The sequence below is a fragment of the Citricoccus sp. CH26A genome, assembly GCF_000224415.1.
Lineage (GTDB): Bacteria > Actinomycetota > Actinomycetes > Actinomycetales > Micrococcaceae > Citricoccus.
Map to the genome: position 1 here is coordinate 1 of NZ_AFXQ01000008.1, position 20,149 is coordinate 20,149.

Annotated in this window: 16 protein-coding genes and 2 pseudogenes; 9 read left to right on the top strand and 9 right to left on the bottom strand. The window is 70.3% G+C overall.

The window, feature by feature from the left end; translation table 11 throughout:
- Positions 1-172: 172 nt before the first annotated feature.
- Positions 173-1,615 carry a CitMHS family transporter gene (locus CITRI_RS0106600; protein ID WP_010143890.1) on the top strand — a complete coding sequence of 481 codons (1,443 nt, stop codon included), beginning with the start codon at positions 173-175 and terminating at the stop codon, positions 1,613-1,615.
- A 39-nt stretch (positions 1,616-1,654) separates the two neighbouring features.
- Here the strand turns inward: CITRI_RS0106600 and CITRI_RS0106605 are convergent, their stop codons facing one another.
- Both CITRI_RS0106605 and CITRI_RS0106610 read right to left on the bottom strand, forming a co-directional pair.
- Positions 1,655-2,116, bottom strand: coding sequence for a YchJ family metal-binding protein (locus CITRI_RS0106605; RefSeq protein WP_010143891.1), 462 nt, complete (start codon positions 2,114-2,116; stop codon positions 1,655-1,657).
- On the bottom strand, positions 2,106-2,384 hold the full coding sequence (locus CITRI_RS0106610; RefSeq protein ID WP_141565990.1) for a hypothetical protein: 279 nt from the start codon (positions 2,382-2,384) through the stop codon (positions 2,106-2,108). Before CITRI_RS0106610 ends, CITRI_RS0106605 begins: the two co-directional genes overlap by 11 nt.
- A gap of 168 nt (positions 2,385-2,552) precedes the next feature.
- On the opposite strand from CITRI_RS0106610, the gene purS reads away from it, so the two are divergent.
- The 3 genes from purS to purL are packed head-to-tail and all read left to right on the top strand — an operon-like array spanning position 2,553 to position 5,961.
- Positions 2,553-2,837 (top strand): phosphoribosylformylglycinamidine synthase subunit PurS, encoded by a 285-nt coding sequence (gene purS, locus CITRI_RS0106615; RefSeq protein ID WP_010143893.1) that lies wholly within the window; start codon positions 2,553-2,555, stop codon positions 2,835-2,837.
- A complete protein-coding gene (purQ, locus tag CITRI_RS0106620) occupies positions 2,837-3,628 on the top strand; it encodes a phosphoribosylformylglycinamidine synthase subunit PurQ (protein WP_010143895.1) in 792 nt (263 codons plus the stop codon). Before purS ends, purQ begins: the two co-directional genes overlap by 1 nt.
- Positions 3,625-5,961, top strand: a complete 2,337-nt coding sequence (purL, locus tag CITRI_RS16655) for a phosphoribosylformylglycinamidine synthase subunit PurL (protein WP_010143896.1) — start codon at positions 3,625-3,627, stop codon at positions 5,959-5,961. The genes purQ and purL overlap by 4 nt, the downstream gene beginning before the upstream one ends.
- Positions 5,962-6,102: 141 nt before the next feature.
- On the opposite strand, the gene CITRI_RS20160 is transcribed toward purL, so the two are convergent.
- On the bottom strand, positions 6,103-6,552 hold the full coding sequence (locus tag CITRI_RS20160) for a nucleoside deaminase (RefSeq protein WP_040385919.1): 450 nt from the start codon (positions 6,550-6,552) through the stop codon (positions 6,103-6,105).
- A gap of 105 nt (positions 6,553-6,657) precedes the next feature.
- Positions 6,658-6,969 (bottom strand): annotated as a pseudogene (locus tag CITRI_RS20165) (DUF952 domain-containing protein); the annotation flags it as partial.
- A gap of 170 nt (positions 6,970-7,139) precedes the next feature.
- Between CITRI_RS20165 and CITRI_RS0106635 the strand changes: the two are divergent.
- The 4 genes from CITRI_RS0106635 (at position 7,140) to fmdA (ending at position 10,463) form a co-directional block, all read left to right on the top strand.
- A complete protein-coding gene (locus CITRI_RS0106635; protein ID WP_010143898.1) occupies positions 7,140-7,952 on the top strand; it encodes a DUF1206 domain-containing protein in 813 nt (270 codons plus the stop codon).
- A gap of 179 nt (positions 7,953-8,131) precedes the next feature.
- Positions 8,132-8,824, top strand: coding sequence for an AmiS/UreI family transporter (locus CITRI_RS0106640; protein WP_010143899.1), 693 nt, complete (start codon positions 8,132-8,134; stop codon positions 8,822-8,824).
- A complete protein-coding gene (locus CITRI_RS0106645; RefSeq protein ID WP_010143900.1) occupies positions 8,811-9,104 on the top strand; it encodes an FmdB family zinc ribbon protein in 294 nt (97 codons plus the stop codon). Before CITRI_RS0106640 ends, CITRI_RS0106645 begins: the two co-directional genes overlap by 14 nt.
- Positions 9,105-9,206: 102 nt before the next feature.
- Positions 9,207-10,463: a formamidase gene (gene fmdA / locus CITRI_RS0106650; protein ID WP_010143901.1), complete on the top strand. Its 1,257-nt coding sequence runs from the start codon at positions 9,207-9,209 to the stop codon at positions 10,461-10,463.
- A 69-nt stretch (positions 10,464-10,532) separates the two neighbouring features.
- On the opposite strand, the gene CITRI_RS0106655 is transcribed toward fmdA, so the two are convergent.
- From CITRI_RS0106655 to CITRI_RS16670, 5 genes and pseudogenes are all read right to left on the bottom strand, one after another.
- Positions 10,533-10,853: a putative quinol monooxygenase gene (locus CITRI_RS0106655; protein WP_010143902.1), complete on the bottom strand. Its 321-nt coding sequence runs from the start codon at positions 10,851-10,853 to the stop codon at positions 10,533-10,535.
- A 29-nt stretch (positions 10,854-10,882) separates the two neighbouring features.
- Complete coding sequence (locus CITRI_RS0106660) at positions 10,883-11,314, bottom strand: CoA-binding protein (RefSeq protein WP_010143903.1); 432 nt, start codon at positions 11,312-11,314, stop codon at positions 10,883-10,885.
- 9 nt (positions 11,315-11,323) lie between these two features.
- On the bottom strand, positions 11,324-11,821 hold the full coding sequence (locus CITRI_RS20595) for an oxygenase MpaB family protein (RefSeq protein ID WP_010143904.1): 498 nt from the start codon (positions 11,819-11,821) through the stop codon (positions 11,324-11,326).
- A gap of 44 nt (positions 11,822-11,865) precedes the next feature.
- A pseudogene (locus CITRI_RS20600) lies at positions 11,866-12,288 on the bottom strand (oxygenase MpaB family protein); the annotation flags it as partial.
- 167 nt (positions 12,289-12,455) lie between these two features.
- Positions 12,456-16,850 carry a LamG-like jellyroll fold domain-containing protein gene (locus CITRI_RS16670; RefSeq protein ID WP_141565991.1) on the bottom strand — a complete coding sequence of 1,465 codons (4,395 nt, stop codon included), beginning with the start codon at positions 16,848-16,850 and terminating at the stop codon, positions 12,456-12,458.
- 394 nt (positions 16,851-17,244) lie between these two features.
- On the opposite strand from CITRI_RS16670, the gene CITRI_RS0106675 reads away from it, so the two are divergent.
- Complete coding sequence (locus CITRI_RS0106675) at positions 17,245-20,049, top strand: HAD-IC family P-type ATPase (protein WP_010143907.1); 2,805 nt, start codon at positions 17,245-17,247, stop codon at positions 20,047-20,049.
- Positions 20,050-20,149 lie beyond the last annotated feature (100 nt).

The window sequence follows — 20,149 nt, forward strand, 5'->3', positions numbered from 1 at the left end:
TCCACGGCGCATGAGCACAATGAGCGCAATGCGTGGAATGGGTTGATTCCCCGTTAGCGAGCAGAAGGACGTTTGGTGGGCTGCGTCACCGTAGGGTGACTGCGAATCGCGGCCCCGTGTCGCCCGTCACACCCGCCGGCGTCCGCCGGTCCTCCCCGAATCAGGAGTTCCCATGCTCGTCCTACTGGGCTTCGCGATGGTGGCCACGTTCATGGTCCTCATCATGACGAAGCGGATGACGCCCCTGCTGGCGCTGATCCTCGTCCCCACCATCTTCGGCCTGTTCACCGGCGCCGGCCTCGGACTGGGGGACATGATCCTCGAGGCCATCGGCCAGATGGCCCCCACGGCCGCGCTGCTGATGTTCGCCATCGCCTACTTCGGCATCATGATCGACGTCGGCCTGTTCGACCGGCTGGTGAACTGGATCGTGCGCGTGGTGGGCCACGACCCCGCCAAGGTGGTCATGGGCACCGCCCTGCTGACGGCCGTCATCTCCCTGGACGGGGACGGTTCCACCACGTTCATCGTCGTCACCGCGGCCCTGCTGCCCGTCTATCATCGGCTGGGCCTGAGCCCGGTGGTGCTGACCTGCGTGGCCGGGCTGACCAACGGCACCCTGAACATCGTTCCCTGGGGCGGACCCACCGTGCGCGCGGCGGCGGCCCTGAACGTGGACGCAGCCGAGATCTTCGTCCCCATGATCCCCTCGCTGCTGGTGGGCCTGGCCGTGGTCTTCGCCTTCTCCTGGCTGCTGGGCCTGTCCGAGCGACGCCGCCTGCGCCGTGACGACCCCGAGCGCTGGTCCGGCCCCGGTGTCCCCGCCGGGACCTCGACCGGTGGACCCGGCGGCAGCCTCGTCCCGGCGGGGGCACCCACCGGGTCGCCGGGCACCTCCCTCACGCCGTCCGGCGTCGGGCTCCTGGAACGCACCGTGACCGAGACCGGCCCGGACATGTCCGGGACCGCGCTGGACCCGGAGCGCGAGACCCTGCGGCCGCGGCTGTTCGTGTTCAACCTCGCGCTGACCGTGGCCATCATGGTGCTGCTGGTGGCGGACATCGTGCCCCTGGCCTACCTGTTCATGATCGGCACCGCCGTCGCCCTGCTGGTGAACTTCCCGAACGTCAGGAAGCAGGCCGAGGTGCTGGGCAACCACTCCTCCTCGATCGTGGCCGTGGTGTCCATGGTGTTCGCCGCCGCCGTGCTCACCGGCGTGCTCTCCGGCACCGGCATGGTCGAGGCCATGTCCCAGTGGCTCGTGGACGTCATCCCGGACTCGATGGGACCGATCCTCGCGGTGCTCACCGGGCTGATCTCCATCCCCGCCACGTTCTTCATGAGCAATGACGCCTTCTACTTCGGCATCCTGCCGGTACTGGCCGAGACCGGTGCGCACTACGGGATCCCCGCGGTGGACATGGCCCGGGCCTCCGTCACCGGGCAGCCCGTGCACATGCAGTCCCCCCTGGTCCCCGCGATCCTGCTGCTGGTCTCCATGGCCAAGGTGGACCTGGGCGATCACCACAAGAAGGTCCTCTGGCGGGCCTGCATCGTCTCCCTGGCCATGCTGGCCTCGGGCGTGGCCTTCGGGGTCATCGGCATCCACGGCTGAGCGACGCCCTCCCGGCCACCGCACAGGGGGCCGGGAGGCTCAGCTGACGTCGCCGTCGTAGTAGAGCCAGGTGCCCTCGCGGCGCACGAACCGGGACGTCTCCTGCTGGGTCCGCCGGCCCGCAGGGGTCCGGAAGTGCGCCGTGAAACGCACCGTGCCCGCATGGTCGAACGGCCCGCCACCGGAGGTCTCCTCGACGTCGAGGCGAAGCCAGTCCAGGTCCTCGTCCGGTCCCGCTCCGGGGGCGTCGAGCGCCAGCGACGCCGGCCGGGTCTCCGGCGCCCAGCTTGCCAGCAGGTACCGCTCGGCCTCGGGGAACTCGCCCTCCGAGGCCAGCGCGAACGCCGAGTATCGCGAGCGCATCAGGGCCTCCGCCGTGGGCGCCGACAGGATGCCGTGCGCGGCGAACCGTGCGTGGAAGCGGCCGCAGCAGGACCCGTAGAGCTCTCCGGTGCCGCAGGGGCAGCGGCGCGCCGCCAGTTCCCGGGTGTCAGCGGCCATCGTCATCCACGGTGGCCCTGACCGCCACCTGCCCCGAGGGGCCGGTGGTGCCGGACCCGGCGGCCCGGCGGCCCGTCCCCGCCGCGGCGCCCGCCCGCTTCGCGGCCAGCTGCCGCACCGTCGCCCGGGACCTGCGCACCGACCAGGTGATCGCGACCCCCGCGGCCACCAGTGCGGCGGCCATGGCGGCCGGCAGCACCGACACCCCGTCGGCCCCGGTCATCCGTGCTTCTGTGCGCTCTCGTCCGCGGTCTCTGCTCTGCCCCATGGGCCCAGCGTAGGCCGGGGCCCCGGCCGGCCGGAACAGCGGGAACCCGGCGGGGAACGGTGGCGGCGCGGCCGGGTCACGTCACCCTTCGTTCCCGCGGGGGCGGCCCGCGGCGGGCCGGACTAGAATGGGGCAAGCCCTCCCGCTGAACCCTTGGAGAACTCCCCCATGCCCACGATCGTCGTCGACGTCATGCCCAAGCCCGAGATCCTTGACCCGCAGGGCAAGGCCATCGCAGGCGCCCTCCCCCGACTGGGATTCACCGGCTTCGCCGCGGTCCGCCAGGGCAAGCGCTTCGAGCTCACCGTGGACGGCGAGGTCACCGACGAGGTCCTGGCCCACGCCCGCGAGGCCGCCGAGCAACTGCTGTCCAACCCGGTGATCGAGGACGTCGTGAACGTCGAGGTCCTGCCCGACGCCGCGGGCCACCCGGCCGAGGGGCCGACGGCCTGATGAGCACGGACCTGCCCCTCATCGGAGACTTCTCCACGGCCGGCCCCGTCCTCACCGGGGCGCGCGTCGGCGTCGTGACCTTCCCCGGGACGCTCGACGACCGGGACGCGGCCCGCGCGGTGCGCCTGGCCGGTGGCGAGCCGGTCGCCCTGTGGCACGCCGAGACCGACGGCGGCGCGGCCCTGTCCTCGCTCGACGCGGTCATCATCCCCGGCGGCTTCTCCTACGGCGACTACCTGCGCGCCGGGGCGATCTCCCGCTTCGCCCCGCTGATGGACGCGATCATCGCCGCCGCCGGCGGACGGGACGGGTCCGGGAGCGGACTGCCCGTGCTGGGCATCTGCAACGGCTTCCAGATCCTCACTGAGGCGCACCTGCTGCCCGGGTCGATGATCAAGAACGACCACCTGAAGTTCATCTGCCGCGACCAGGCGCTGCGCGTGGAGAACAACGCCACGGCCTGGACCCGGGACTTCGGCACCGGTGAGGAGATCACCGTGCCGCTGAAGAACCAGGACGGCCAGTACGTGGCCGACGAACACACCCTCGACGAGCTCGAGGGGGAGGGTCGCGTGGTGTTCCGCTACGTCGGCTGGAACCCGAACGGCTCGCGCCGGGACATCGCCGGCATCTCCAACGCCGCCGGCAACGTGGTGGGACTCATGCCGCACCCCGAGCATGCGGTGGAGGCCGGGTTCGGCCCCGACTCGGACCACGGCATGCGCATGGGCACGGACGGACTGGGGGTCTTCACCTCGGTGCTGGCCTCGATCGCAGGAGAGACGAAGTGACTGACCAGACGAGCCGACAGGCCACCGCGACGTTCAACATCGACACCGTCGAGCACGCCGCGCAGACCCCGGACACCGAGCTGCCCTGGGCCGAGCTGGGGCTGAAGCAGAACGAGTTCGAGGAGATCGTGAGGATCCTCGGCCGCCGCCCCACCGCGGCCGAACTGGCCATGTACTCGGTGATGTGGTCCGAGCACTGCTCCTACAAGTCCTCCAAGGTCCACCTGCGCCAGTTCGGCGAGAAGGTCACCGAGGAGATGAAGAAGGACCTGATGGTCGGGATCGGCGAGAACGCCGGCGTGACCGACCTCGGGGACGGCTGGGCCGTGACCTTCAAGATCGAGTCCCACAACTCCCCCTCCTACGTGGAGCCCTTCCAGGGTGCCGCCACCGGCATCGGCGGCATCGTCCGGGACATCATCTCCATGGGCGCGCGCCCGGTGGCCGTGATGGACCCGCTGCGCTTCGGCGCGATCGACCACCCGGACACCGCTCGCGTCATGCACGGGGCCGTGGCCGGGATCGGCAGCTACGGCAACTCCCTGGGACTGCCGAACATCGGCGGCGAGATGGTGTTCGACCCGATCTACCAGGGCAACCCGCTGGTCAACGCCCTGGCCGTGGGGGTACTGCGGCACGAGGACCTGCGCCTGGCCAACGCCTCGGGCGTGGGCAACAAGGTGGTCCTGTTCGGCGCCCGGACCGGTGGCGACGGCATCGGCGGCGCCTCCGTGCTGGCCTCCGAGTCCTTCGACGACGCCAAGCCCTCCAAGCGCCCCGCCGTCCAGGTGGGCGACCCGTTCGCGGAGAAGGTGCTCATCGAGTGCTGCCTCGAGCTGTTCAAGGACTCCCTCGTGGAGGGCATCCAGGACCTCGGTGCCGCCGGCATCTCCTGCGCCACCTCCGAGCTGGCCTCCAACGGCGAGGGCGGCATGAACGTGGAGCTGACCTCCGTGCTGCTGCGCGACCCCACCCTGACCCCGGGCGAGATCCTCATGTCCGAGTCCCAGGAACGGATGATGGCCGTGGTGACGCCCGGGAACGTCGAGGCGTTCGAGGCCGTCATGGCCAAGTGGGACGTGGAGTACTCGTGGCTGGGCGAGGTCACCGACGACAACCGCCTGACCATCACCTGGAACGGCGAGGTGATCGTCGACGTCGACCCCCGCACCGTGGCGCACGACGGCCCGGTCTACGACCGGCCCTATCACCGCCCGTCCTACCAGGACGCGCTCGTGGCGGACACCTTCCGCTCGGCGGTCGACGCCGGTCGCGTCCCCGCGCTGCCGGGCACCGGTGACGAGCTGCGTGCCGCGGTGCTGGAACTGATGTCCTCGCCGAACCTGGCCGACGTCTCGTGGGTGACGAGGCAGTACGACCACTTCGTGCAGGGCAACACCGCCATGGCCGCCCCGGACGACGCCGGCGTGGTCCGGGTGGACGAGGAGACCGGGATGGGCGTTGCCGTCTCCACCGACTGCAACTCCCGGTACACCTACCTGGACCCGTACGCCGGTGCGCAGCTGGCGCTGGCGGAGTCCTACCGCAACGTGGCCACGGCCGGCGCGGTGCCCAAGGCCGTCTCGGACTGCCTCAACTTCGGCTCCCCCGAGGACCCCGAGGTGATGTGGCAGTTCGCCGAGGCCATCCGCGGCCTGGCGGACGCCTGTCAGCAGATGGGCGTGCCCGTCACCGGCGGCAACGTCTCCCTGTACAACCAGACCGGTTCCACGCCCATCCACCCCACCCCGGTGGTGGCCACCCTGGGCCAGTTCGACGACGTCTCCCGCCGCACCCCGTCCGGCTTCCACCGCGATGCCGACGGTCAGGCCGTGTACCTGATGGGCGTCACGCGCGACGAGCTGGACGGCTCCGAGTTCGCCCGATTGCGCGATCACCTCGGCGGCGTGCCCCCGCAGGTGGATCTGGCCACCGAGAAGCTGCTCGGCGAGCTGCTGATCAACGCGTCCCGGGACGGGATGATCGACGCCGCCCACGACCTCTCCGAGGGTGGTCTGGCCGCCGCGCTGTCCGAGATGGTGCTGCGCTTCGGCGTCGGCGCCCGGGTGTCCCTGGACGAGGTCATGCAGCGCGACGGCGTGGACGCCTTCACCGCCCTGTTCTCGGAGTCGCAGTCCCGCGCGATCGTGGCCGTGCCGCGGACCGAGGAGGTCCGGTTCAAGGACATGACCACGGCCCGCGGCTTCCCGGTGGCGCGGATCGGCGTGGTGGACGCCGCCTCCGGGGCACTCGAGGTGCAGGACCAGTTCGTGCTGCCCATCGAGGAACTGCGCGAGCGCTGGGCCGCCACGCTGCCCGAGTACTTCGGCTGACCCAGCTGACCCACCCAGGCAGCGCGGCCGGCCCGCGCGGTGACCATCAGGTGCTGGATTCGTCGCTCTCCCCGTACGTGGAGGGCGACGAATCCAGCACCTGATGCGTTCCGGGCACCCGGGCACGTCACCGGTCGGTGCTCAGTACGCGGTGCGGTCGGCGTTCTCCTGCCATGCCTCGAACGGCGCGGTGGAGCCCGGGGCGGCCCGGTGCACGATCGGCATCAGTCCACCCCGCTCCGGGGACGCGAAGTAGTCGTAGAAGGCCGCGTCATCGAAACCCGCTGCGGCGGCATCGTGACGGTCGGCGGCGAAGACCACCCGGTCCACCCGCGCCCAGAGCGCCGCGCCCAGGCACATCGGGCACGGCTCGCAGCTGGCGTACAGCACCGCCCCCGAGAGCTCGAAGGTGTCCAGCCCGCTGCAGGCCGCGCGGATCGCCGTGACCTCGGCGTGGGCCGTGGGGTCGTTGGTGGCCGTGACCCGGTTGGCGCCCTCGAAGGCGCGACCGTCCGCGGTCACCACCAGCGCCCCGAACGGTCCCCCGTCCGTGGCCGCGTTCGCGGTGGCCAGGGAGATGGCACGGGACAGGTGAAGCGCATCCTCGTCCGCCCCAGCGAGGGCTTCGTCGGAACCGTCCGCGGCGGCCGGGCCGGGGCCGTGCCCCGACCGCACGACCGGGTCGACGCGAGACACCGCGGCCACCGGCAGCGGTCCACCGTAGACGTGGGGGAAGCGCTCGGAGTCCGGGTCGGCGGGGTCACCGGGTTCCCTGACCACGCTCAATCCCGCCGCGGCCAGGGCCGCCTCGTCCAGCGTCAACACCACCAGGGGTTCGCCCACGTCCGCGTAGAAGCGCGTGAGCACCGCTCGGACCTGCTCCGGCCCGTCGCTGGCATGCAGGAAACCGACCTCCTCGATCGAGGCACCGCGGGTGGACCGGTCATAGGTCCCGGTCCGCTGGGCCTGGCGCCAGTCCTGCCGGAACGCGATGTGCTGGATGACCATGGCCCCAGTCTGACAGCCCTCGAGGGGTCGACGACGAGCGGCCCTCACCGGGGGCCGCCGTCGAACCGGCCGCCGTGGTCCCCCGGAAGCCACGGGTCTACCCTGTACCCATCACCCCCGAGTCCGCTTCCCGCCCTGCCGACCGCGTGCGACGGACGATGCGGAGGCATGTGCCGACCGGGGCCGCCCAGGCCCTCGACGAGGCCTCGGACCGCGCCGAGGAGGTCACCCGCCATCCCTGGTTCCGGAAGGCCGCCCGTGTCGGCCATGTCGCGAACGGGATCCTGCACATCCTCATCGGCCTGATCGCCTGGAGCCTGGCCTTCGGGTCGGCACCCCAGGACGCGGACCAATCCGGCGCGATCCAGCTGCTGGCCACCAGCCCGCTGGGCGTCGGCCTGATCTGGCTGTGCGCCGCCGGCTGTGTCCTGCTGGGCCTGTGGTACCTCAGTGAGGCGATCTGGGACCGCCGCTCCGCCCTCGACGGGGTCAAGGACGCGGGGAAGGCCGTCGTCTACGTGGCGATCGGGGTGATGTTCACCGTCGCGGCGCTCGGCGGGCAACAGGACTCCGGGGAGTCCACCAGCTCGGCCTCGGCCGCGCTCATGTCCCATCCGGTCGGTGCCGTGCTGCTGGTCGTGGCCGGCCTGGTCATCATCGGCATCGGCGGATACCACGTGTACTCGGGGGTGACCCAACGGTTCATGAAGGACCTGCGGTCCTCGAGCCGGCGTGAGGTCTCCCGCGCCATCCGCGTGACGGGCACCATCGGGTACGTCGCCAAGGGCATCGTGCTCGCCCTGGTGGGGTTGCTGTTCGTGGTCGCCACCCTCCAGCGGGACCCCGAGGACGCGACCGGGATGGACGGTGCCCTCAAGGCCCTGCTGGACCAGCCGCTGGGCCCCGTGCTCCTGGCCTGCATCGGCGTCGGACTGATGCTCTTCGGCGTCTTCGCCTGCATGCGTTCCCGTTACGAGGCCTAGGTGTACTAACCCAGGCCGGCCCGGGGTGGTGTCCGGCCACCGACGACCGGCCATTGTCGCAACCGTTGCACTGTGCCTAACGTGGCGTGCATCACATCCCTTCGCACGGCCCGAGGGCTGCGACGTCTCCGCTTCACCCCGTTGCCCGGTTGGGCCTGCTCGTCTCCCAGGAGCGCTCCATGGGCAGTGTTGGTCTGCTGTACGTGGGGGCGGTGTTGTTCATCAACGGCCTGATGCTGCTGGGGCTCGTCCCCGGCAAGGCCGCCGCCCCCATGAACTTCTTCGTCGGCATCATGCAGGTGGTGTTCCCCACCATCCTGCTCGTCCAGGCCGAGGGTGACCCCGCGGCCATCCTCGCCGCCTCCGGTCTCTACCTCTTCGGCTTCACCTACCTCTACGTCGGCCTCAACCTCACCTTCGGCCTGGACGGCGAGGGTGTGGGGTGGTTCTCCCTGTTCGTGGCCGCCATCGCCGTGGTGATGGGCATCCTCCAGTTCACCGTCGTGGCAGACCCCGTCTTCGGGGTCATCTGGCTCCTCTGGGCCGTGCTCTGGCTCATGTTCTTCCTGCTGCTGGGCCTCCGGCGGGAGTCCCTCACCGCGGCCACCGGGTGGTTCACGGCCATCATCGCGCACCTCACGGCCACCATCCCCGCCGTCCTGCTGCTCATGGGCGAGTACCGCAGCACGTGGACGTGGGCCGCGATCCTGGCCGTGGCCGGTGTCGTCGCCCTGGTCCTGTCGTTCCTGCTCGGCCGGCGCGGTCCGCTCAGGACGCCCCCCGAGCTGCAGGACACCGGACCGGACCACACCCTGCGCGGCCCGGTGGACAGTGACCCGCGGGACGAGGGGAGGCGCCGTGCCGCTGTATGAGTTCCGCTGCCCGGAGGGCACCGTCCTGGAGGCGTCCTACAGCATGACCTCCGTTCCCGATGCCGTGGACTGCCCGGACTGCGGGGCTCCGGCGGCCCGGCGCATCACCTCCGTACGGCTCTCCCGGGCCGGTTCCGCCGCCTATCGGCTCATCGAGTCGTCCCAACGCAGCGCGGCCGAACCAGAGGTGGTCACGGCCCTGCCCGCGGCCGGCCGCAAACCGCGCGAGGGCCCCCGCTACACCGGCAATCCCCTGCACCGGAAACTGCCCCGGCCCTGACCTCGGTGCAGTGGTACCGGCGCCCGCTGACCCCGGCGCCGCATGTCCTCCTCCCCCTGATCCCCTTCCCGCTCTCGTTCCCACAGCAAAGGATCCGTCACCATGCCTGACAACATCTTTCCCCTCGACTCGGCCAAGTCCTTCGAGGACCAGGAGAAGCTCGGCCACAACCGCTGGCACCCGGAGATCCCCCCGGTCGCCACCGTCAAGCCGGGTGACACCTTCCGGGTCGACTGCCGCGAGTGGTTCGACGGCGCCATCGTCAACGACGACTCCGCCGAGGACATCCTCAACGCGCCGCTGCTCACCGTGCACAAGCTCTCGGGCCCCTTCGCCGTCGAGGGAGCCCAGCCCGGCGACCTGCTGATCGTGGACATCCTCGACGTCGGCCCGATCCCCCAGGAGGACAGCGGTCCGCTGGCCGGCCAGGGCTGGGGTTACACCGGCATCTTCTCCCGGAACAACGGCGGCGGGTTCCTGACCGACCAGTTCCCGGACGCCTACAAGGCCATCTGGGACTTCAACGGCCAGGTCGCCACCTCCCGGCACGTCCCGGAGGTCCGCTTCGAGGGCCTCATCCACCCCGGCCTCATGGGCACGGCGCCCTCAGCCGAGCTGCTGGCCAAGTGGAACAAGCGCGAGGGTGACCTGATCGCCACCGATCCGAACCGCGTGCCCCCGCTGGCCCTGCCGCCCGAGGCCGAGCACGCGGTGCTCGGCGGGCTGGACCGGGGCGAGTGGCAGCGCGTCGGCTCGGAGGCCGCCCGGACGGCACCACCGCGCGAGAACGGCGGCAACCAGGACATCAAGAACCTGTCCAAGGGCACCCGGGTGTTCTACCCGGTGTTCGTGGACGGCGCCAACCTGTCCATGGGCGATCTGCACTTCTCCCAGGGCGACGGGGAGATCACGTTCTGCGGCGCGATCGAGATGGGCGGGTTCATGGACCTGCACGTCGACCTCATCAAGGGCGGCATGGAGACCTACGGGGTCAAGGAGAACGCCATCTTCATGCCGGGCCGGGTGGATCCCCGGTTCAGTGAGTGGATCGCGTTCTCCGGGACCTCGGTGACGCTGGACGGCGAGCAGCGTTACCTGGACTCGCACCTGTCCTACCAGCGCGCCTGCCTGCACGCGATCGACTACCTGGTGAAGTTCGGCTACTCCCCCGAGCAGGCGTACCTGCTGCTGGGTGCGGCCCCGATCGAGGGCCGGCTCTCCGGGGTGGTGGACATCCCGAACTCGTGCTCCACCGTCTACATCCCGACGGCGATCTTCGACTTCGACGTGCGGCCCAGCGCCAGCGGTCCGCACCAGGTCGATCCGGGGATCGGCGCCCCGAAGGCGGCCAACGCCTGATCCCGCCACGTCGTGCGGGCAGGGACGGGCGATCGTCCCTGCCCGCACGGTGCAGGGGGCACCGTCCGCTCAGTCGACCTGCAGCTCGCCCATCCGGTCCCAGCCCTCGCCCTCGACCTGGCGGCTGACGATCCTCGGGGTGGCGGCCAGCACGGGGCGCATCGCCTCCAGGCCCGCCGTGAAGTGCTCCGAGGACACGTGCGCCTCCCCCGCTCCGTCCTTGAACGCCTCGACGAGGACGAACTCGTGGGGGTCCTCCACGCTGCGGGACCACTCGAACCACAGGTTGCCCTCCTCGGCACGCGTGGCCCGCGTGTAGTCACGGACGCGGTCCATGAAACCGTCCACGTGCTCGGGCTTGACCTGGAATTTCACGACGATGAAGATCATGGCCCCACCCTAGCGGCGGGCCGGGGAGGTCAGTCGCCACGTAGCGAGGGGGTGGCCCGCACCTCGATGACGGGGCAGGTGTCCATGACCACGTCCAGTCCGGCGGCCGCGGCGCGCTCCGCCGCCGCCTCGTCGATGACCCCGAGCTGCAGCCACACGGCCCGCGCGCCGACGTCGATCGCCTGGTCCACGATCGCCCCGACCTTGTGGGAGTTGACGAAGCAGTCCACCACGTCGATGGTCCCGGGCACGTCCGCCAGGGTGCGGTACCCGGTCTCCCCGTGCACCTCCTGCGCCCCGAGGTTCACCGGGATGATCTCCATGCCCAGGTCGTCCCGCAGGAATCTCGAGACCCCGACGGCGGCCCGGCGCGGGTTGGGCGTGAGTCCGACGACGGCCCAGCGGGCTCCCCGGTCGGTCAGCAGCCGGCGGATGGTCGCCGGGTCATTGGTGTGTCCCATGGCTTCACGCTACCGACCCGGCCGGGCATCCGCGACGGGCAGCACACCCAGCCGGATGAGCCGGCGCCGGGCCGCCTGTTCCGAGGGGCCCGGCCCGGACAGGGCCGCGCCCACCACGGCCAGGGTGGCGCGGCCGCCGGCACGGGTCAGCCGCGGCACCGGTGTGGCGCGCAGGCCGAGCAGGTCCCGGTAGCGGGCCGGCAGGGTGTCCACGACCGCGGTGAAGAGCGCACGGTAGCCCCAGCCGAGCTGGCCGGGCAGCGGCGGGTTCCGCAGGAACCCGAGGACCTCGGTGACCCGGTCCCCGCCGGACAGCTCGCCGGCGTCGTCGAAGGCCTGCAGCCGGTCCTTGAGCTGCTGGCGGGTGGTCGGCGGGTCCTGCACGCCCATGAGGGATCCGGCGACGGACCACTCACGGACGTAGTCATCCGCCCCGCCCACGGTCGGCACGGGACCGATGAAGTCCTCGTGCGCGGCCAGGAAGGCGTCCGTGAAGGCCAGGTGCACCCATGCGGCCAGGTGCGGGGCGTTGGCGGAGTAATGCCGTTCCTCCCCACCCCGTCCTCATACCGCCCCCGCACCGGCACGTGCAGCCGGCGGACCTCGGCGCAGGCCTGGCGGGCCGCGTCGGTGGAACCGTAGGTGACGGAGAAGATCCAGCGGATGGTCCCCGCGAGCCGTTGCAGCGGGTCGGCCCGGTAGTCCGAGTGCTCGGCCACCCCCGCGAGCGCACCGGGGTGCAGCGCCTGGACCAGCAGGGCGCGGATGCCGGCGGCCACGGTGGACATCGACCCGTGGACCGCCCAGGTGGCCGAGTCGTGGGCGAAGTACCCGGCGTCATCACCCCGCTCTAGATCCAGTTGCCACTGCGGGACGCCGGCGTCGCGTTCACCGGAGAAGGTGTGGACCAGGTCCGAGCGCATTCGGGACAGCAGCCGGTCCGGCAGGATGGCGGCGGGGTCCAGGGCCTTCATGACGCCGACTGTACGGCAGCCTCGGTCACCACGGGGCACTCACCGCATGGCCTCCGCCTCCGGGATGACCCGGACCCATCCCGGGCCGAAGGCGGCAGGCGAGCACCCCGGGCGCCGGCCGGGGGCGCTCGCCTGCTTGGGCGGTCCACTGGAGACGACCCGGCCGGTCAGCCCTCCTCGGTGGTCGCGTCGTACCGCTGGAGGAAGGCGGAGATCTCCCCGCGGGTGATCTCCGCCGACTGGTTGAACCGGCCTCGGGTATCGCCCACGGTGATCTCCTCACTGGCCAGCCAGGTGATCGCCGCGTAGTTGGTCCCGCCGGTGCTCAGGTCGTTGAACGGTGAGGTCTGCGGTGCGGTGAATTCTGGATCGGCCATCCGGTACAGGAACGCCGCGAACTCACCTCGGGTCACCGGCTGCGAGGGCTTGAAGGTGCCGTCGGCGTAACCGGCGGTGATCTTCTCGTCCGCCGCCCAGGTCACCGCGGTGAAGAACGGGTCACCGGGGGCCATATCGTTGAACGGTGAGGACGTCGGCGAGGTGAATGCGGGGTCCATGTAGCGGTAGAGGAACGCGGTGGTCTCCCCGCGGGTGACCTTGCGGTCCTTCCGGAACGTCCCGTCCGCGTAGCCCACCGAGATCTCGTTCTCGGCCATCCACTGCACGGGGGTGAAGTACGGCGAGCCGGCGGGGTTGTCGGAGAACACCGGTGCGGCCGGTTGCTCCGGACCGGTCGGGTCAGTGGGCTCCTCCTCGTCCGGTTCGCTGGGGCCTGCGGGCTCTTCTGGGTCGACCACGGCCTCCACGATCACCGCGCGCGAGGCGATGGTCTGGTTGCCGTTGGCGTCCTCCACCACGTACGTCAGCGTGTAGGTACCCGGGGTCGCGGTGTCCAACTCACCCAGAACCTGCACCGAGGCGGTGACATCACCGTCGGTGTCGTCCGCGGCGGAGACCCCTGCCATCGCATCGAAGAAGTCCCCCGCCTGGATGGTCGCTGCATCCGGGACTGTCAGCTCCGGTGCCTTGGTGTCGGTGCCGGCGGCGGCAGCCGTGAAGATACCCATCTGACCGGTCTGACCTGCAACCAGCTCGTCACCGGTTTCAGTGTCGCGGCTGGTGACGTACCAGGCGTAGGTCTCACCCTGGTTCAGCCCGGTCCATTCCACCGACGCCGGCCAGCCGGACTTCGCGGTGGCCTCCCCGATGACATCGTCGGTCGGGGAGGTGAGGACCACCTGGCTGGTCGAGAAGGACGTCTTGCGGGTCTCAAGCTGAATCGGCAAGCGGGTGTCGTCTTCGGTGCCGTCGTAGCGGTTCCGGTCGTCATACTCGGTGGCCCCGAAGTCCTCCAACAGCGGAGAGTAGGTGTCCACCGCCATCTCGGAGCGGTCCACGTCGATCTGCAGGAGCCGGAAGAAGCTGGAACCGAACTGCAGCATGTCTTGCGGGGTGCGCCCGTCCACCCCCGTCAGTCCGAGTTCCTCGGCGGACACGGTGTAGAACTGGTAGTCGGCCAGCAGTTCGACGATGTTGTTGCCCTTGGTGCCGACGTCCTTGCGGACCTCGATGTCCACCCCGTGCTCATGGCCGGACAGCACCAGGAACACGTTGTCGTTCTTCTTGAGCAGACCCTGGTCGACTCGAGCACCGTCATGAGAGAACGCCGCACCGCGACCGTCGGGGCTGGTGCTGGGCTTGCGCTGGGCGTGCGTCAGGACGATCGCATTGCGATCGGAGTACTGCTTGAGCACCCCGTCGGCCCATTCGATCTCCTCGGCGGTGACGTCGTATCCCAGGTGCACGGCCACGAAGTCCAGGCCCTCGGCGGTGAAGAGGTCGTAGTGGTTCTGGTTGTCACCCTCCTTCCAGGGGGTGAAGGACGCGTTGGCCTCCTTCCAACCCTCGGTCTGCTCCAGGGCCTCGTAGCGTTCGGGGCCGAAGTAGTCGTTGTAGAGGCTGTCCGGGCCCACGTCCTTGCCGGAGCGGTTGTCGTGGTTGCCCGGCAGCGCCCCGTTGACGATCTGCGCGTCGTCGAGGATTCTCTGCGCCTCGGAGGCGAACTCGAACTCCTCGACGGCGATCTCTCGGTAAGCCTCCTCATCGGCCCGCTCCGAACCGGTGTGCCAGTTCTCCATGATGTCCCCGGTGTGGCCGACGTAGGCGATCTTGCGCTCCTCGGCGTTCTCCACGATCCAGTCGGTCACGTCTGTGTAGGCCTTCGCCCACACGGCCTTCTGCTCCTGCGAGTAGGTGTCCTCGGCGGCGCCCTCGGAGAGGTACTGGGTATCCGTCAGGTGCGCGATGGAGAAGTCGTAGGCGTCAGGGTCCTCGAACCCGTCCCTCACCTCGTTCTCCAGGTCGTCGGCGAAGGGATCCTCGCCGACGACCATCAAGGACGCCGTGCCCTCCCCATTCCGATGGTCGGCACCGAGGGTGCCGGTCAGCACCAGTTCGCCCTCGTCCAGGCCGCGGCCGGTGGCGAGTTCATCCCAGGCCCCGATCGCAGTGTTCCAGGCCAGCAGGTTCACCTGGCGGGTGGGGTCCGCGGTGCCGGCCCAGCGCACGGACTGGCCCTGCGTGGCTTCACCGGCCTCCACATCGAACCGCTGGAACGGGATCTGACCGGGGCTTGCGCTCAGGCTCTCACCGGAACCCTCTAGCCCGGTGGCCTCGGTGTGCTCGAACTCCAAAGTTTGGGGCATCTGCGACACCAGGCCCTGGAAGCCGCCCGCGGCGATCTCCGCCCGGCCTGCGTAGAAGGTGGAGGTGACGTCACCGCCGTCTGGGTTGACGGCGCGGGCCGAGAGCGTCACGGTGCCTTGTCCTTGCCCGGTCTGCGTGCCACCGCCCACGGGGATCGAGCCCGAGGTAAAGGTGACGGTCTCGGAAACCGGGGCGCCGAAGACGGTCTTGCCCTCGATGGACAGGACATGTTCACCGGCGGCCAGTCCGGCACCGATCAGCTGACCGAGTTCCACCGACTTCCCGTCGAGAGCGTAGGTGGTGCCGGCCGCCACGAGTCCGGGCCGGTTCCACTCGACCGCCAGTTCGGTGGCCCTGGTCAGCTCGGAGCCGGCAGCCGGGGTCGTGGACAACAGTTCGAGCTGCTGTCCGCGGGCCTGGTCCAATGCGGTGAGGTTCAGCGCGGCAACCTGCTGGGCGTCCAGCGCGTCCCCGAAGATCCGGGCCGAGGCCACGGTGGCCGTGGCATGGAACTGGCTACCGCCGTTGGAAGCGTCGGCACCGATGACCATGTTGTGGGCCAGAGCGTTGGGGGGCCACTTGATGGTGCTGTTGGCGGTGGGCACCTCGGCGGCGAGTTCGCCATTCACGTAGAGCCGGACCGTCTTGGTGTCCCCGTCGAACACGCCCACCGCGTGGTACCACTGATCCGGTTCGATCTGGATTCCGGCGTTGTGGTACGAACCCGTGTTGACCGCGAAGGTCAGCTTGTCGGCGTACATGGTCATCGAGAAGCCGCCGGCCTCCTTGTTGGCGCACAGGTTGGTCTCGCCGGAAGACGGCAGCTCGCCGTCATAGCGGAAGACGCACTCCACGGTCATCGAATCACCGAGGGTCTCGTACTGCTCCCCTAAGGGGTACAGCAACGCGTCGTCACCGTCGAAGGCAGCCACGTTCCGGCCCAGGGCCGGATCCTCCTGGATCACGGGTTCACCGTGGGTGGTGACAGCCAGACCCTGAGCCCTCTCGGCGGAGGTGCCGTCTGTGAAGTCCACATCGAAGACATCCGCCTTCGGCGCCACGACCTCCACGGCGAACTGCTCATTCAACGCAGCGACCTGCCCAGCGGAGGCCGGTGCGCTGAAAAGACGGGCGCTATCGATCTTGGCGATTGCATGCTGACCGGGCTCCCCGGGCCCGCTGTCAGCACCGACCACCAGGGCGTGGGCGCTCTCCTTCGGAGGGATCGTCATCGAACCGCCGGCTTTGGCCTCGCCAGCCAGTTCCCCATCGAGGTAGAGACGGACGGACTTGCCGTCGTACACGCCAGCGGCGTGGTACCAGCGTTCGGCCTCGATGTCCGCCCACACGATGGTGTACCCACCGTCGGTGTGGACCATGAACCCGGCCTCGTCACCCTTAACGACCACGGCGAATCCGCCGGCCTCCTTGTTGCCGCAAAGGGTGTCCTCACCGGAAGTCGCCGTGGCGTCGCGCTTGAAGGAGCATTCAACGGTGAACCCGTCGGTCAACTGCTCGTAGTCGGCCTCGGTGAGGGCGTAAGAGTAAGCCGATTCCCCGTCGAAGTCACCAACGGAGCGCGCTAGAGTGCCATCGACTGTGATCCCCGGAGTGCCGAAGGCCTCGGCCGTGCGGTTCTGAGCGGCGTCAGCCGGGGTGCCGTTCTCGAAGTCCACGTTCAGCAGGTCAGCCACCGGAGCGGCGGCAATATCGGCGGCCTGGGCCACTGCCGGGGCGATGGGGGCGGCTTCGGCCCGAGCGGTGGGAGCCGCCGTGGCGGCTGGCAGGACGGCACCGGTGGAGGTCAGTCCGACCGACAGGGCAAGAACGGCAAGGGGCATGCGCTTTGCGGTCATGTTCCATTCTTCTGTTGTGAGTGTCCGCGCGCGGTGGCGGCGGTGATGACACGCTGACGTTAGGAACCGTCGATGAACGGCGCACCGCCGTGTCATGAACCGCCCGTCACCGGGTCGTGAACCCCGCCTTTTCTGGGTGAACCCCGGGCAAACGGCGTTTGACATGGGCGGACAGCACGCTTCCGCGGGACTCGGGACCCGGTGGACCGCGAGCGCGAGGGGCCGGGTCCGGCGTCGTGCCGTCCTCCTCCGGGATGACCCGGATCAGGCCCGGATTCACCCCGCAGGTTGACCCCGTGCGGGACACGCGGCCACTACATTGGAGGGCATCGCTGCAGGTCGGCTCCCGTCCGGCTGCCCATTGCCTGCCGCCCGACCCAGGGAGACAATCAGCGTGAGCAACCCGGCCAGCACCGGCACCGGCGGACCCGCAACTGAGGAGGACACCATCCAGGACCTCCCCGGCGCAGGCTCACCCGCGGACCCCCACGCCGCCACCCCCGCTGGCTCCCGGACTCCTCGGGTCGGCTCCCCTGCCGCAGCGGTGGCCGGTGGAGCGGACCACCCCGACGTGCGCCGTCGCCACCACCTGCGCCGGCGCGGACTGGGGGCGATCGCCCGCCCGGACGACGAGGCCCTCGCCGCCCGCGGCCTGGACGAGTCCGCCGTTGAGGAGCGGATCGGCAAGGGGCTGACCAACCGCCAGCCGCGGGACACCTCCCGTTCGATCTGGAAGATCCTGCGCGTCCACGTGCTGACCATGTTCAACCTCGCCATCGGCGCCTGCGCGGTGGCGATCATCGTGCTGGGCCGCTGGTTCGACCTGGTGTTCTGCCTCGCGGCCGTGGCCAACGTGATCATCGGCGTGGTCCAGGAGTACTCGGCCAAGCGCAAGCTGGACCAGATTGCCCTGCTGCACCAGGACGCCGCCCACGTCATGCGCTCCGGTGAGCGGCAGGAGGTGCGGCTGGAGGACATCGTCCTGGACGACGCCGTGGTGCTGCGGCGCGGGGACCAGGTCCCGGCGGACGGGGTGATGCTGAGGGCGGACGGCCTGGACATCGACGAGTCCATGCTGACCGGGGAGTCCGATCCCGTGGGCAAGCTGCCCGGGGACGTGGTGCTCTCCGGCTCGGCCGTGCTCTCCGGGCACGGGGTGTTCCGCGTCTCGGCCGTCGGCGCGGACTCACACGCCTCGCAACTGGCGATCGAGGCCCGCACGTTCTCCAAGATCCCCTCGGAGCTGCGCGGGGCCCTGGACACGGTCGCCACGTGGCTCACCATCGCCCTGGTGCCGATCGTGGCGATCATCCTCAACGGCCAGGTCCAGGCGATCGGCGGCTGGGCGTACGCGGTACAGAACAACGCGATCGAGCCCGCGGTCGTGGCCTCCGTCGCCGCGATCACCTCGATGATCCCCCAGGGGCTGGCCCTGATGACCACGATCTCCTTCGCGGTGGCCGCGCTGAAGCTGGCCCAGGACCAGGTCCTGATCCAGGAACAACCGGCGGTGGAGATCCTGGCCCGCGTGGACACCGTCTGCCTGGACAAGACCGGCACGCTCACCGAGGGCCGCGTCATCTTCGACGGGGTCACCGACCTCTCCGCCTCCCGCCACATGCACGACGACGGCGCCCGCGTCCTGGCCTGGTTCGGCGCCGACGTGAACGCCAACCCCACGGCCCTGGCCCTGCGCGAGGCCTTCCCGCACGTCCCCGAGGAGGCGCCCTCTGCGCAGGTGCCCTTCTCCTCCGCCCGGCGCTGGTCCGCCGTCGCCTTCGGGTCCGAGGACGGCGCCGGCCCCTCGGGCCCGGGTTCCGCCCCGCACGGGGCGTGGGTCCTGGGCGCCCCGGAGGCCCTGCTCGACGGGGACCGTTCCGAGGGAACGGACACCCATCGGATCGAGGCCCTCTGCCAGGAGACGACGGACCGGGGGCTGCGCACCATGCTGCTCTGCCGGTCGGACACTCCGGTGGCGCCCGGTGCGTGGTTCGGGCCCAGGGGGCCGACGTCGGGACCGGGCGCCGGGCCCGCCACCGACACCGGGCCCGCCGCCGGGACCGGCAACGGCCGCCGGACCGGTGAGCGACTGCCCCGGGGGCTGGTCCCGGTGGCGTTGCTGACCTTCCGGGAGAAGGTCCGCGACGACGCCCACGAGACCCTCGAGTACTTCCGCGCCCAGGGCGTGGAGCTGAAGATCATCTCGGGGGACAACCCGCGCACCGTGGCCGCGGTCGCGCGCGAGGTCGGGATGACGCTGCACGGGGACGGTTACGACGCCCGGCACCTGCCCGAGGACGACGATCAACGGCGGGAGGTCCTGGACACCCACTCCGTGTTCGGCCGGGTCACCCCCGACCAGAAGAAGGGGATGGTCAAGGCCCTGCAGGAGGCCGGGCACGTGGTGGCGATGACCGGGGACGGCATCAATGACGCCCTGGCCCTGAAGTCCGCGGACCTGGGCATCGCCATGGGCAACGGCGCCCCGGCCACCAAGGCCGTGTCCCGCCTGGTGCTGCTGGACAGCCGCTTCTCCCGGTTGCCGGCCGTGCTGGCCGAGGGGCGTCAGGTGATCGCCAACATCGAGCAACTGGCCCACCTGTACCTGACCAAGACCGCCTACGCCGTGCTGTTCGGCGTGGTGTTCTCCCTGCTGGCCTGGCAGTACCCGCTGCTGCCGAGACAGGCCTCCACCGTGGACTTCCTGATGATCGGGCTGCCCACGTTCTTCCTGGCCCTGGCGCCCAACCAGCGCCGTTACGTCCCGGGGTTCCTCGGCCGCGCCCTGCGCTTCGCCATCCCCTCCGGGGTGGTCATCCTCACGGGCCTGCTGGCCGTGAACGGTTATGCCCGCTGGCTCACGGAGGAGGTCTCGGTCCGGCAGGTCCAGACCGCCTCCGTCATCACGCTGACCCTGATGGGCCTGTGGGTGCTCAACCTCATCTCCCGGCCGATGACCCGGTGGAAGCTGGTGCTCGTCGGTTCCATGTACGTGCTGCTGTTCCTGGTCCTCACGGTCCCGGCCTCTCAGGAGTTCCACCAGTTCGAGTACCCGCCCACGGACCTCACCGTGGCCGCCGTGGCGACCGGCGCGGTGGCCTGCGTCCTGCTCGAGGGCATCCACCAGGTCCACCGGTCCTGGCTCCACCGCTCGGGGACCCACCGGGCGATGTCCGGGACCGCGGACTCGGCCGGTTGAGGGACCGTGGGGGCGGTCACTCATGGTGGTGGGGTCGTTGCGGCCCGTGGTCGAATGGTCAGGCGGACCCCGCCGGGGCCGTAGAGCCCCTCCCCGTCCC